Consider the following 13,224-nt stretch of genomic DNA (forward strand, 5'->3'; position numbering starts at 1 on the left):
CGATGATCACCAGAGTCCTCGTCGCCAACCGTGGCGAGATCGCATGCCGGGTGTTCCGGACATGCCGCGATATGGGCTTGGGCACTGTTGCGGTGTTCTCCGACCCCGACACCGACGCCCCGCACGTGCGGGGCGCCGACCTCGCGGTGCGGCTACCGGGATCGACGTCGGCGCAGACCTATCTGCGCGGTGACGCGATCATCGCCGCGGCACGCGCAGCCGGCGCCGATGCCATCCATCCCGGTTACGGATTCCTCTCGGAGAACGCTGAATTCGCGCAGTCGGTGATCGATGCCGGTCTGGTGTGGATCGGGCCGCCCCCTGCGGCCATCACGGCCATGGGATCGAAGGTCAACGCCAAGAAGCTGATGGCCGACGCGGGGGTGCCGGTGCTCGGTGACCTCGACCCCGCCGCGGTCACCGAGACGGACCTGCCGCTGCTGATCAAGGCCTCCGCCGGAGGTGGTGGCCGGGGGATGCGCATCGTGCGAGATCTCGCCGACCTGCCCGACCAGCTGGCTGCCGCCGCCCGCGAGGCCCAGTCGGCGTTCGGCGATCCCACCGTGTTCTGCGAGCCGTACGTCGAACGCGGGCACCACATCGAGGTGCAGGTGCTCGCCGACACCCACGGCGGTGTGTGGGCGGTCGGCGAACGTGAATGCTCCATCCAGCGTCGGCACCAAAAGGTGATCGAGGAGGCGCCGGCACCATTGGTCGAACGGCTCGGTGCAGACCTGCGGGAGCGACTGTTCACCGCCGCCCGCCATGCGGTGCAGGCCATCGGTTACACCGGTGCGGGCACCGTCGAGTTCCTTGCTGACGAGATGGGGCGCTTCTACTTCCTGGAAACCAACACCCGTCTGCAGGTGGAGCATCCGGTCACCGAACTGACCACGGGCGCCGACCTCGTCGCGTGGCAGTTGCGGGTGGCGATGGGTGATCGGCTCGACCCGAATCCGCCCTCCACTCGGGGTCACGCGATCGAGGTGCGCCTCTATGCCGAGGACCCGGCCGCGGATTGGCAGCCGCAGTCGGGCATGGTGCACGAACTGCACATCGACGACGATGCGCGTTTCGGTGAGCTCCCCGGGGAGGGCCCCGGGATCCGGGTGGACGCGGGCATCGAATCAGGGTCGGAGATCTCGACGTTCTACGATCCGATGCTCGCCAAGGTGATCTCGTGGGCACCCACCCGTGGCGGCGCCGCGTCGATCCTGGCTCGGATGTTGTCGCAGGCCCGGATTCACGGCCCGGTGACCAACCGCGATCTGCTGGTGAACATCCTGCGCGAACGCCGCTTCCTGGCCGGCGAGACCGACACCGGGTATCTGGACGAGATCGGGCTCGACGTGTTGTCACGGTCGCTGGCCGACGACCGGACGCGCACGGCCGCCGCGGTGGCGGCCGCCCTTGCCGACGTGGCCGATAACCGCGCATCGGCGACGGTGCAGCGCAGTCTCGGCAGCGGTTGGCGCAACCTGGTGTCGGGCTACCAGCAGAAGACCTTCGCGGGCGCCGACGACAGCGAGTTCACAGTGCGCTACCGATTCACCCGCGGTGGCGTGGAGCTGCCGGATGTGCCGGGGCTGGAGGTGGTTTCGACAAGCTCAACCAGCGGGCGGGGCGGCTCAACCAGCGGAGGGGGTGGCTCTACCGGCGGAGGGGGTGGCTCAACCAGCGGGTGGGGCGGCTCAATTGTTCTCGCCGACGACGGTGTGCAGCGGCGGTTCCGGGTGTCGCGGTACGGCGACGAGGTCTACGTCGACGTTGCCGGTGCGTCGGTCCATCTGCGGCGCCTGCCGCGGTTCGTCGATCCGACGGCGGTCACCCGCCCGGGATCGCTGCTCGCCCCGATGCCCGGATCGGTGATCCGGGTGGCCGTCGCCGAGGGCGACCGCGTCTCCGCCGGACAGCCGCTGATCTGGCTGGAGGCGATGAAAATGGAACACACCGTCCACGCTCCGGCCGACGGGGTGGTCACCACGCTCGCCGTCGCACCGGGCCGCCAACTCGCCGTTGGCGACGTACTCGCCGTCATCGGCGCGGATTCGAGTGAACCCGATCCAGCAGCACAGGAGACTCACGCATGACCTTCGTCGAGACACCCGAACGCACCGAACTGCGCGCAGCCGTCGCCGCACTCGCCGGCAAGTACGGGCAGGAATACTTCCGTGAATGCGCCAGAGAAGGCCGCAAGACCGACGAATTATGGTCGGAGGCAGGAAAACTCGGGTTCATCGGGGTCAACCTGCCCGAGGAATATGGCGGGGGCGGGGCGGGCATGTACGAACTGTCCATCGTCATGGAGGAACTCGCCGCGGCGGGTGCCGGCCTGCTGATGCTGGTGGTCTCACCGGCCATCTGCGGCAACGTGATAGCGCGTTTCGGCACCGACGCCCAGAAGGACCGGTGGCTTCCAGGCCTGGCCGACGGTTCGACCACCATGGCCTTCGGCATCACCGAACCCGACGCGGGGTCCAACTCCCACAACATCGCCACCACGGCGGCCCGGGACGGCTCCGACTGGATTCTCAACGGGCGCAAGATCTATATCTCCGGGGTCGATCAGGCCCAGGCCGTGCTGATCGTCGCACGCACCGAGGACGCGAAGACCGGCCGGCTCAAACCGACGCTGTTCATCGTGCCCACCGATACGCCCGGCTTCGAGTACCGCCAGATCGAGATGGAACTGCAGAACCCGGAGAAGCAGTTTCTGCTCTTCTTCGACGACGTCCGGCTTCCCGCCGACGCCCTCGTGGGCTCCGAGGACGCCGCGATCAGTCAACTCTTCGCGGGCTTGAATCCGGAGCGGATCATGGGGGCGGCGTCGGCGATCGGCATGGGACGTTTCGCGCTGGGCAAGGCGGTGGACTACGTCAAGGACCGCACGGTGTGGAAGACACCGATCGGCGCGCACCAGGCGATCGCACATCCGTTGGCGCAGGGCAAGATCGAGCTCGAGATGGCCAAGTTGATGATGCAGAAGGCGGCGACGCTCTACGACGCCGGTGACGACTGGGCCGCCGCCGAGCCGGCGAACATGGCCAAGTACGCCGCTGCCGAGGCGTGCGTGAAGATCGTCGATCAGGCTGTCCATTCGCTCGGCGGCAACGGCCTCACCAGCGAGTACGGACTGGCACCCATGCTGAGTCTCGCCCGAATCGCCCGCATCGCGCCGGTGAGTCGTGAGATGATCTTGAACTTCGTCGCACAGACGAGCCTCGGGCTGCCGAAGTCCTACTAGAAAGGTGACGACGATGGGCACACCAACGGGAGTCTCCGCTGCCGATGTGAGCTCTACCGAGGTGGTGCACGTGAGGATCGAGCGCGGTGTGATGACGCTGACGCTGGACTCGCCGAACAACCGGAACGCACTCGGCATCGCATTGGTCGAACAACTCCTGGCCGGACTGCGAGCGGCCGGCGACGATCCGGACGTACGCGCGGTGGTGCTCACCCACACAGGTGGAACATTCTGTGCCGGAGCCGATCTCGGTGAGGCACTGAGCCGCGGCGCATCCGTCGAAGAGGCGTCGGCGGCCGGTACGCAGTCGATGGTCGACCTCATGCGGACGATGCTGGAACTGCCCACTCCGGTGATCGCCCGGATCAACGGCCATGTCCGGGCCGGCGGATTCGGCCTGGTGGGCGCCGCCGACATCGCGCTCGCCGGACCCGATTGCACCTTCGCGCTGACCGAGTCACGCCTGGGTCTGGCGCCCTCGGTGATCTCGCTGGTGCTGCTACCCAAGATGACCGCGCGCTCGGCGGGGCGTTACTTCCTGTCCGGGGAGACCTTCGATGCCACGGCCGCGGAGCGGTGCGGCGTCGTCACGGCGGCGCTCGACAGTGCCGAGGCACTCGACGACACCCTGGCAACCGTGCTCGACGGCGTTCGGCGCGCGTCGGCGACCGGGCTCGCCGCGTCCAAGGCGCTCACCACCGACGCGATCCTGCGCGGCTTCAGCGCCGACGCCCGACGTCGGGCCGCGCAGTCGGCCGAGCTTTTCGCCGGTGACGACGCACGCGAAGGGATGACCGCGTTCTTCTCCAAACGGCGGCCGTCCTGGGATCTCACCGATCGCGACAACTCGTGACCACCGACACGAGCGCCGTCCCGCAGGACCGGCAACCGCAGGACCGGCAACCGCAGGACCGGCAACCGCAGGACCGGCAACCGCAGGACCGGCACCCTCAGGGCAGGCAATCACCCGGCCGGCAACCGCAGCAGCAGCGATCCCGCCAGACTCGGGAACGGTTGCTGCGCTCCACGATTCAGGTCCTCGCGCATGAAGGGTGGGCAACGGCCACGGTCGCCGCGGTGGCGCAGCGCGCAGGCGTGTCACGCGGTGCCGCGCAACACCACTTCCCGACCCGGGAGGCGCTGATCACCGCGACCCTCGAGCAGATCTTCGACGACCTCACGCTCGATGCCGAGACCATGGTCGTACCCGATTGCGAGACGCCCGATCGCATCCGGATCGCCGTCGACCGCGCCGTTGCCACCTATACCGGCACTGAGTTCAAGGCGGCGCTGCAGGTGTGGGCGGCTGCCGCCTCCGACAACGCACTACGCGAACTCATCCTGCCGATGGAGGCCCGATTTGCCCGTGCCGCACACCATGTGACGGTGTCGATCCTCGATCCCACCGGAACCGATCCGCACGCGCACCGGGTGGCGCAGGTGACCCTCGATCTCGCTCGCGGCCTCGGACTCGCCGACACTCTGTCGGACGATTCCCGGCGTCGTGCACAGGTGGTCGACACCTGGGTGGACATGATCACACGCTCGATCGACGGGTGAGACCGCCGGGACGCACTAATCTCGAGCGATGTCCCCGGTCACCGTTCGCGAGCGCCTCACCGTGCTGGCGCACCGGGCGGACCCCGGCCTGATCCGATTCCGCAAGGCCACCGCGTGCGCGGCGGCGGTGGCTGTGGCGGTCGCCGCGGTGGCGTTGCTGCGCATCTGGTGGCATGTGCCCGCATCCGCCGAGATCCCCGCCGGATTCCTGGCCCTGTTCGGCGTCGCCCGGGTGAAAGACGGCACCCATCGTGAGCGCGTCATCACCACGCTCTGGCTGCCGGTACCGGGCATTATGGCGATAACACTGGTCGCCGTGTTGCATCCGTGGCCGATCGCCCGCGCCATCGCATTCGTCCTGATCTGCGGACTGGCCTCCTGGCTGGGCCGATACGGGGTGCGCGGCGTGGCGCTCGGCTTCTACGCCTTCTTCTCGTATTTCTGCGGGGTGCTGCTCGGCATCGACGTGCATGACCTGCCCGTGATGTACGCGGTGATCCTCATCGCGGTCGTGGTGGCGCTGGTGATGCGCACCGTGGTGATGCGGGACCGTCCCGCGGCGGAGATCGACGAGTTGCTGACCGGGGTCCGGGTATCGGCGAAGGTAATGGTGGAGGGGGCGATGGTGGTGGGGTTGAGTGGTCGGGTAACACCGCCCGCCTCCGACAAACGGCCCGCCTCCGACAAACGCATGGGCAACCTCGTCGACCGATTCGCCGGTGCCGTCCTGTCCTGTGTGCGATGGAATGCCCTGTATCACGCGGAGACCTGTCTGAACGTCAACGGACACCTCTTCGACGAGCGACTGCTGGCCTGGCACCTGAGTGCCGCTCAGGCGGCGCTGCTCGTACACGCCGGCGACCCGATCTCCCCGGCAGCGGTGGCGCCGGAAGCCTCCGACCTGCTGCTTGAGACCCTCGAACCCGACATGGATCGCGCGGCGCTGATCGGTATCCGGGGGCGGGCCGAGGCGCTTGCCCCACGTGTCGGGGCCGATCGGGTGAGTGCGGCGCTGCTCGGCGCGGTGCGGGCGGGTATCGACGTCCGTGAGATCGCCGTGTGCCGCGGCGGCGGGCCCCACGGTGAACGCCGCGACCCGGACGCCGGGGGTCACCCGTCCGCGATGCGCGCGTCCTGGGACCGTCTGACGATCCAGATGATGGCCGCGATCACGATCGCGACCGTCGTCGGTGTCGCCGTGTCGGACACCAGGTGGTACTGGGCGGTGCTCACAGCGTTCGTGGTGGTCCTCGGGGTGCAGTCGCGTGGCGAGATCGTGACGAGAGGCCTGCAGCGGATCGGGGGCACCGTCGCCGGAGTCGTCGTCGGCGCGGCGGTCGCATTCGCCACCGGCGACGACACCGCGGTCAAGTACGTGCTGATCGTCGTCTTCGTCTGGCTGGCCTTCTATTTGGCCGGTGTGTCCTACCTGTGGTTGTCGTTCTTCATCACCGTGATGGTGGTGATCCTGCTCGACCTCGTGGGCCACGAGGAGTTGCGCGTCCTCGGCACCCGCATCACCGAGACGGCCGCGGGAGTGGTGGTCGGCGTGGTCGTCGTTTATCTGGTCATGTCCCGGCCGGCAAGTCCGGAACTGCGACATCGGCTGGCGGCGTACTTCGATTCGTTGACCGCCCTGGTGACCCGGTCGGCCGGGGAGTTGCGCCATCCGGCCAGCGGTGACGACAACTGCGGCCGGGCCCAGATCCTGGCCGATGCCAGAGCACTCGACGCGGCGCAGGCCGCAATCCTCGGCGATGCGGCGGCAAACGTCGCCGCGCTGAGCCCGCTGCATCGGGCGATGCTGCGTGAGATGCGGCCGCGGGTGCACCTGGCGACATTGCTCGGGCGGTCGATGGCGTGGGCGGCGACCGAACCATTGCTGACCTCGGCACGGTCGGCCGCAGCGCGCGACCCCCGACTCCGGCGTCTCGACACCGCCGTCGACGGCCTCGGTGACATGGTCACCCGGGTACTCGACCGGATCGACGGCGACAACCCCGGGAGCACCACGGCGACGCCCGAACCGGCGGTGGTCGCGATGGTGACCGGTGACCCGGTGCGCGACGCCGAGACGTTGGTGTCGCAGACGCGGAGTATGGGCGACGCCATCACCCTGATCCGGGCCCGGCACCGCGAGAGAAGAGTGCGCCGTCAGCCGAGATCGACGTCGTCGAGATAGGCACGGATCCGTTCGCGGTGCGTGCGGACCCACCACATCGCAAAACGCTGCGAGAAGTACCACATGGCAGCGGTCATCGCGACAGCCAACAGCGCGCAGGCCGCGAACTCGGCGTCGGACAGAGTCGAACCCCAGCCGACCCGCCGGACGAGTTTCCACAGCGCCACCGGAATGAGCACGATCATCCCGAATGCGACGGGGTACACGGCGTAGGGGATCACCAGCAGGATCGACCAGCGCACGATCACGTGCCAGAACCGGTGTCGATTCTCCCAGCGCCAGCGCAGCGAACGCTGATGGTACGGAAACATCAGGCCCACCAGGCTGCTCACCGCCAGCGCGCCGAACGGCACCACCGCCACCGACAGGATCACCTCCACCACGAAACGCCAGTGCGCGTGGGTGGTCAGTGCTATCGCGACGGCGACCACGGTGCAGGCGGGCCCGATCAGCAACCACAATGCGATCGCCTTGGCCCGGAGCAGTCGCGCGAACGCGTCGGGATCGTCGAGGGTCGACAGGGCACGGTCGCGGTCGGGGGCGAGCACATTGGTGGCGCACACGTCGGCATACATCCACCCGGCCAGCGCATAGGGCAGGCCCTCGGGGCCGGTGAACGTGAAGAACCACGACCGCGGCAAGGTGTACCAGAGCACCAGGACGAGCACGGCATTGAACGCCAACAGGGCAAGAGTGTCCTGGGGGTACCGCCAGATGCGTCGGAGTTCGATGCGCAGGGCCGGATCGGGCTCGGTGGGCGCCAACCGCATGATCGCGAGAATAGTCGCCGGGGCGGGCGGTCATGGGGGTGGGGACTGCGGCAACCGACCCGACGTCTCGCGTTCACCTTCGCCACGTGGACCGGCGACCGGTGCGCTTCTATCCTCGCTGGATGACCGCCACGATCGTCGAAGAACGACGCACACGTCTTGACCGACTCCGCGGCAGGCTCACGGAGCTCCGCGACGAGGCACTCGCCGCGGAGAAGGCGCTGGCCGCCGAGATCGCGTCGGTGGACCCGAGCCATCGGGAGAGCGCCGCGAATGTGGTGCACTACTGCGCCTTGCGCGCCCACGACCTACGCGAATTGCAGACCCAACTCTCCGACGAAGGGCTCTCCTCGCTGGGTCGGATGGAATCGGGAGTGCTGCGTAACCTCGACGCCGTGATCCGCATCGTCGACGATGCGCTCGGCAACGACGAACCCGTGGTCGATCAGGCGGAATGGAACTCCGGTCGCGACATCCTCACCGCCAGCACGCTCGCCCTGCTGGGACCCAAACCGTCGGGGCGCAACACCCGCGTGATGGTGACCATGCCGAGTCAGGCAGCCGTCGACGGCGAACTGGTGGCGCGGTGCGCCGCGGCCGGCATGGATCTGGCCCGTATCAACTGTGCGCACGACGACCCGACGGCGTGGCGGGCGATGGCTGCGCACGTGCGGGCGGTGCGACCCGAGACGAAGATCGCGATGGATCTGGCCGGTCCCAAACTGCGTACCGGCCCGATCGCCCCGGGACCCGAAGTGCTCAAGGTCCGGCCGACGCGCAGTGCGCTCGGCGAGGTACTGGTGCCCGCCCGGTTCTGGGCCGGTCGCGCGCCGCTGCGTTCGGACGTCCTCGACGCGGTCGGGGTGGTCGACGAGGGCTGGCTCGCCGGGCTCGGCCTCGGCGACACCGTCGGACTTGTCGACGCACGCGGGCGCCGGCGCATTCTCACCGTTCTGCAGATCGCGTCGGCGGCCGTGTTGCTGGGCACCGACCGCACCATGTACCTGACCCCCGGTCTCACGCTGCGCGCCGACGGCGGGTCGAGCACCCGGATCGGGCCGATGCCGCCGCTTCCGCAGGCGCTGCGGGTGTTTCGCGGCGACTCGATCGTGCTGACCACCGACCTCACACCGGCCGAACCCACCGACGACGGCCATCACCGGCTCGGCTGCAGTCTCCCCGAGGCGCTGGCCGCGATGCGCGAGGGTCACCGCGTCTTCTTCGACGACGGCAAGATCGAGGGCGTGGTGTCCTCGGTGGCCGAGGACTCCTCGCAGGCCCGGGTGGAAGTGGTCCGTGCCGCGTTGAACGGAACCAAGCTGCGTGCGGAGAAGGGGATCAACCTGCCCGACACGTACCTGCCGCTGCCCGCACTCACCGACGACGACGTCACCGACCTGGACAGCGTGGTGGAGATCGCCGATCTGGTGAACGTGTCGTTCGTGCGCAGCAGGGACGACGTGGCGCACGCGCAGCGTGAACTCGCCGCCCGCAACGCGGCCGAGCTCGGGTTGGTGGTCAAGATCGAGACCGTCGCCGCGGTGGACGCGCTGCCGGAGATCCTGCTGCAACTGATGCGGAACCGGCGGGTGGGCGTGATGATCGCGCGCGGCGATCTGGCCGTCGAAGCAGGGTTCGAGCGTCTCGCGGAGGTGCAGGAGGAGATCCTGTGGCTGTGCGAGGCGGCGCATGTCCCGGTGATCTGGGCGACCGAGGTGCTCGATTCGCTCGCCGACCGCGGACTGCCCACACGCGCGGAGATCACCGACGCCGCGGCGGGTAACCGCGCGGAATGCGTGATGCTGAACAAGGGTCCGCACATCGTGGAGGCAATCGAGGCGCTGGTGGTGATCCTGACGCGGATGCGTCGGCACATCGAGAAGAAGCGGCCGTTGCTGCGTCGTATGTCGGCCTGGGACCTCGAGGAGTAAACGCCCTCTACAGTGGAACGATGAGTGCGTCCGCGGATCGGCAGGAACGGGTGTTCCGGCCGCCGTGCGGGCCCGTCGTGGGGGTGGTCGACGGAGCGGTGGTCCGCTCGCGGGCCATCCCCTACGCGCAAGCGGACCGCTTCGCCGTCCCGCACGCGATCGAGCCCTGGTCGGTGCCGCATCGCAGCGATGAACCCGCCCCGGCATGCCCCCAGGTGCCCAGCGAACTGCTCGACGACCTGCTCGGCGGGCCGGGTACCAAACTGCCCACCGACGAGAAATGTCAGCGTCTCACGGTGACCACCCCGACCGAACCGGGCGCCGCCGCACTGCCGGTGATGGTGTGGATTCACGGGGGCGCCTACGTTCTCGGCGCCGGCGACGAACCCCATCACGAGCCCGCGCCACTGGTGATCGAGCAAGGCGTGATCATCGTCGCGGTGACGTTCCGCCTCGGAGTGCTGGGTTTCCTCGGCGACGGCAGCGACGCCCGTCCCGCCAATCTCGGCCTGCTCGACCTGATGCTGGCGCTCGGCTGGGTGCGCGACAACATCGCCGCCTTCGGCGGTGACCCCCGGCAGGTGACGGTCGCGGGGCAATCGGCCGGTGGCGACGCGGTGGCCCACCTCATGGCCGTACCCGAGGCGGCGCGATGCTTTCGCCGCGCGATCGTGCAGAGTGCGCCGTTGGGCATCCGGAAACACCGGCGCGCCATGGCGCATCACATGTTCGCCCGCACAAGGCATTTCGATTCCAGGTCGAGCATCACCGACATCCTCGGCGTGCAACAACGGCTGATCGCCGCCGGAATCCGGCACGGACTGGTGGGCGGTATGCCGTTCGGTGTGCAGTACGGTTTCGCGCCGCTGCCGCCGCAGCACGAGGTGGAGCGGGCCTGGGAGACATCGGCCGCCGATATCGACCTGCTCATCGGGCACACCCGCGACGAGATGGCCATGTTCGTGCCCGCGTTTCCGGCCGCCGAGCGGATGAGCCGGGTCCCGGTGCTCGGTCGGCCCGTGACGACCGCCGTCACCGACACCCTGACGCACGTCATCTACTCCGAGCCGGCCACCCGCCTGGCCCGACGACATGTCCGGGCCGGCGGATCAGCGGTGGAGTACCGCCTGCACTGGAATGCCCCCGACAGCGGACTCGGGGCCACCCACTGCATCGACCTGCCCCTGCTGTTCGGCGTCGAAGAGCAGTGGACCCGAGCAGGGATACTGGCGGGGGCGTCGTGGCCACAGGTGGCTGCGGCCGGGCGTGAGATGCGCGCGGTGTGGGGGCGGTTCATCCGCGGCGAGGATCTCGGTGAGCGCGAACCCGATTCCGCCGCAGGGGTACTCACCTATTGGGCAGTCCGGCGGGGCGACTCCGGAGGGCGCGTGGCCCGGAAGAGGGCCGTCAGCGCGAACTGATCCCAGCGCGGATCGAGTCCTCGACGATGCGCACGAACGCCTCGGGGTTGTCGTGGTGCACGAGGTGGCCGGATCCCGGGGCCACGTGCACCAACATGTCCGGGCGTTCGGTTGCCACCCGCTGTGCCAACCCGTGCAGCCACGGCAGGCTGTCGGAGCCGAGCACCCACGTCATCGGCAGGTCGAGCCCGGCGACCGCACCGGCGTCGACGTGTTCCATCATGATGCCGTACGGGTGCGGATCCCATTCGGCCAGAATGTTGTCGGCATACTGCACGAGTGCCTCACGGTGCTCGTCGTCGAGTAAGTCGTAGGAGTTGGAGCCCTGCCGCAGCCGCGAGGCCCACCGCAGGAAGTTCTCTGCCGCCGCGGTCCGTCTGCCCCGCAACTGGGAGTACTTGATCCGGCACGCCGCGGCGAGCACCGACCTGTCGGCGTGCCGGAGTCCGTGGAACGGTGCTTCGACGATGCACAGCGTCGCGATGGAGTCGGGGTGGGCCACGGCTTGCCCGAGCGCGATGTTGCCGCCGGCGCTCCACCCCACGACGTGCGCCGGTTCGCCGACCATGCCGAGGATCGCGGCGAGGTCGCGGGTGTGCACGCGATGATCGCGCACCGGCGGCGACGCCGACCGGCCATAACCTCTGCGGTCGTAGGTGATCACCCGATGCCGCGCCGACAGCATGTCGATCACCGGTTCCCACGTGGTGGAATCCGTGGCCGAACCATGTACCAGGACCAGGGGAGCGCCGTAGCCGTGGACGGTGTAGCTCAGCGACGCCCGGTCCCGCAGTTGCAGTGTCGGCATCGGCTCACCTCTGCTCTCTTCATGATCTGGTCATCTGTTTCGTCGTGTGTTGGAACGGCCCGGGTGTGGCGGGGACGACCACCACACCCGGGCCGGGTTCGGTTGGCCCGCAAGCACACCTGCCCGATGGTCGGGTAGGTGTGCGCGGGATCGCTCAGGCGTCGTGGATGATGACGCCGCGAATGTTCTTGCCGTCGCGCAGATCCTGGTAACCCTGGTTGACGTCCTCCAGGGTGTAGGTCTGGGTGACGAGCTCGTCGAGTTTGAGCTGTCCGGCATCATAGAGGCGGAGCAACCGGACGATGTCGTACTGCGGGTTGGCCGAGCCGAACAGCGAACCCTTGATCGACTTCTCGTTGAGCGTGAGGTCGATGCCGGGCCAGTGGACGGTGAACTTCTCCGGATTCGCCAGACCGGTGATGATGGCCGATCCGCCCTTGCCGATGGCACCGATCGCGGCGGACACCACGTCCTCGTCGACCGTTCCGACGGTCACGATCGCGCAGTCGGCGCCCTGACCCCAGCTGAGTTCGGTGATCTTCTCCTGAGCCTCAGCCGCCGTCGCAAAGGCATGCGTGGCACCGAATTTGACGGCGGTATCGCGTTTGAAGGCGATCGGATCCACCACCACGACGTACTTCGCGCCGGCGTGCACGGCGCCCTGCACCGAGTTGATGCCGATGCCGCCGATGCCGTAGATCACCACGATGTCACCGGCGCGCACGTTGCCGGTGTACACCGCCGATCCCCAACCGGTGGGGACGCCGCAGCCGACGAGGACGGCTTTGTCGAGCGGAAGCCAGTCATCGACCTTGACCACCGAGTGCTGGCTGATGGTGGCGCGTTCGGAGAAGGTGCCGAGCATGCACATGCCGCCGAAATCCTGTCCGTCACGGTGGAAACGGAAGGTTCCGTCGGGCAGCATGCCCTCGAGAATGGTGGCACCCATGTCGCACAGGGACTGTCGTCCGGTGGAACAGTATCGGCACGTGCCGCAGTTGGGGATGAAGCTGCACACCACGTGGTCGCCGGGCTTCACCTTGGTGACTCCGGGGCCCACCTCCTCGATGATGCCCGAACCCTCATGGCCGCCGACCATCGGGAAGCGCGGCGGTAGATCACCGTCGGTGAGGTGCAGATCGGAGTGGCACAGCCCCGCGGCGGAGAACTTGATCAGTACCTCCCCCTCCTTGGGTCCGTCGAGATCGAGCTCGACGATCTCGAACGGCTTGTGCGCCTCGAACAGGACGGCGGCTTTGGTCTTCATGAGTTCTGTCTCCCTTGTTCTTGTGTTGGTGTGCTTCGCTT

The 13,224-nt window shown here is 68.3% G+C and carries 10 protein-coding genes; 7 read left to right on the forward strand and 3 right to left on the reverse strand.

All coding sequences use genetic code 11. The features are described 5' to 3' along the window. Nucleotides 1-2: 2 nt before the first annotated feature. The 5 genes from ACWDSI_RS13140 to ACWDSI_RS13160 all read left to right on the forward strand — a co-directional run bounded on the left by ACWDSI_RS13140 (nt 3) and on the right by ACWDSI_RS13160 (nt 6,986). Complete coding sequence (locus tag ACWDSI_RS13140; RefSeq protein WP_449756805.1) at nt 3-2,090, forward strand: acetyl/propionyl/methylcrotonyl-CoA carboxylase subunit alpha; 2,088 nt, start codon at nt 3-5, stop codon at nt 2,088-2,090. Further along, a complete protein-coding gene (locus ACWDSI_RS13145; RefSeq protein WP_449756806.1) occupies nt 2,087-3,244 on the forward strand; it encodes an acyl-CoA dehydrogenase family protein in 1,158 nt (385 codons plus the stop codon). The genes ACWDSI_RS13140 and ACWDSI_RS13145 overlap by 4 nt, the downstream gene beginning before the upstream one ends. Nucleotides 3,245-3,257: 13 nt before the next feature. Next, nucleotides 3,258-4,097 (forward strand): enoyl-CoA hydratase family protein, encoded by an 840-nt coding sequence (locus tag ACWDSI_RS13150; protein ID WP_449756807.1) that lies wholly within the window; start codon nt 3,258-3,260, stop codon nt 4,095-4,097. A gap of 161 nt (nt 4,098-4,258) precedes the next feature. After that, nucleotides 4,259-4,804 (forward strand): TetR/AcrR family transcriptional regulator, encoded by a 546-nt coding sequence (locus tag ACWDSI_RS13155; protein ID WP_449746760.1) that lies wholly within the window; start codon nt 4,259-4,261, stop codon nt 4,802-4,804. A 28-nt stretch (nt 4,805-4,832) separates the two neighbouring features. Further along, nucleotides 4,833-6,986, forward strand: a complete 2,154-nt coding sequence (locus tag ACWDSI_RS13160) for an FUSC family protein (RefSeq protein WP_449756808.1) — start codon at nt 4,833-4,835, stop codon at nt 6,984-6,986. Here ACWDSI_RS13160 and ACWDSI_RS13165 read toward each other — a convergent pair. Next, nucleotides 6,959-7,756, reverse strand: a complete 798-nt coding sequence (locus ACWDSI_RS13165) for a hypothetical protein (protein ID WP_449756809.1) — start codon at nt 7,754-7,756, stop codon at nt 6,959-6,961. The genes ACWDSI_RS13160 and ACWDSI_RS13165 overlap by 28 nt on opposite strands. Before the next feature lie 122 nt (nt 7,757-7,878). On the opposite strand from ACWDSI_RS13165, the gene ACWDSI_RS13170 reads away from it, so the two are divergent. Next, nucleotides 7,879-9,687 (forward strand): pyruvate kinase, encoded by a 1,809-nt coding sequence (locus ACWDSI_RS13170; protein ID WP_449746607.1) that lies wholly within the window; start codon nt 7,879-7,881, stop codon nt 9,685-9,687. 20 nt (nt 9,688-9,707) lie between these two features. After that, a complete protein-coding gene (locus ACWDSI_RS13175) occupies nt 9,708-11,108 on the forward strand; it encodes a carboxylesterase family protein (RefSeq protein ID WP_449746606.1) in 1,401 nt (466 codons plus the stop codon). Here ACWDSI_RS13175 and ACWDSI_RS13180 read toward each other — a convergent pair. After that, entirely contained in the window at nt 11,095-11,916 is an 822-nt protein-coding gene (locus ACWDSI_RS13180) for an alpha/beta fold hydrolase (RefSeq protein ID WP_449746605.1), read from the reverse strand. The genes ACWDSI_RS13175 and ACWDSI_RS13180 overlap by 14 nt on opposite strands. Before the next feature lie 154 nt (nt 11,917-12,070). Next, nucleotides 12,071-13,183, reverse strand: a complete 1,113-nt coding sequence (locus ACWDSI_RS13185; RefSeq protein ID WP_449746604.1) for an NDMA-dependent alcohol dehydrogenase — start codon at nt 13,181-13,183, stop codon at nt 12,071-12,073. Nucleotides 13,184-13,224 lie beyond the last annotated feature (41 nt).

The organism is Gordonia sp. NPDC003429, assembly GCF_053588575.1.

Bases quoted from the DNA above. Each gene is read 5' to 3' on its own strand.
- ACWDSI_RS13160 (WP_449756808.1), top strand. From the start codon at position 4,833: ATGTCCCCGGTCACCGTTCGCGAGCGCCTCACCGTGCTGGCGCACCGG.
- ACWDSI_RS13145 (WP_449756806.1), top strand. From the start codon at position 2,087: ATGACCTTCGTCGAGACACCCGAACGCACCGAACTGCGCGCAGCCGTC.
- ACWDSI_RS13185 (WP_449746604.1), bottom strand. From the start codon at position 13,183: ATGAAGACCAAAGCCGCCGTCCTGTTCGAGGCGCACAAGCCGTTCGAG.
- ACWDSI_RS13150 (WP_449756807.1), top strand. From the start codon at position 3,258: ATGGGCACACCAACGGGAGTCTCCGCTGCCGATGTGAGCTCTACCGAG.
- ACWDSI_RS13180 (WP_449746605.1), bottom strand. From the start codon at position 11,916: ATGCCGACACTGCAACTGCGGGACCGGGCGTCGCTGAGCTACACCGTC.
- ACWDSI_RS13170 (WP_449746607.1), top strand. From the start codon at position 7,879: ATGACCGCCACGATCGTCGAAGAACGACGCACACGTCTTGACCGACTC.
- ACWDSI_RS13140 (WP_449756805.1), top strand. From the start codon at position 3: ATGATCACCAGAGTCCTCGTCGCCAACCGTGGCGAGATCGCATGCCGG.
- ACWDSI_RS13175 (WP_449746606.1), top strand. From the start codon at position 9,708: ATGAGTGCGTCCGCGGATCGGCAGGAACGGGTGTTCCGGCCGCCGTGC.
- ACWDSI_RS13165 (WP_449756809.1), bottom strand. From the start codon at position 7,756: ATGCGGTTGGCGCCCACCGAGCCCGATCCGGCCCTGCGCATCGAACTC.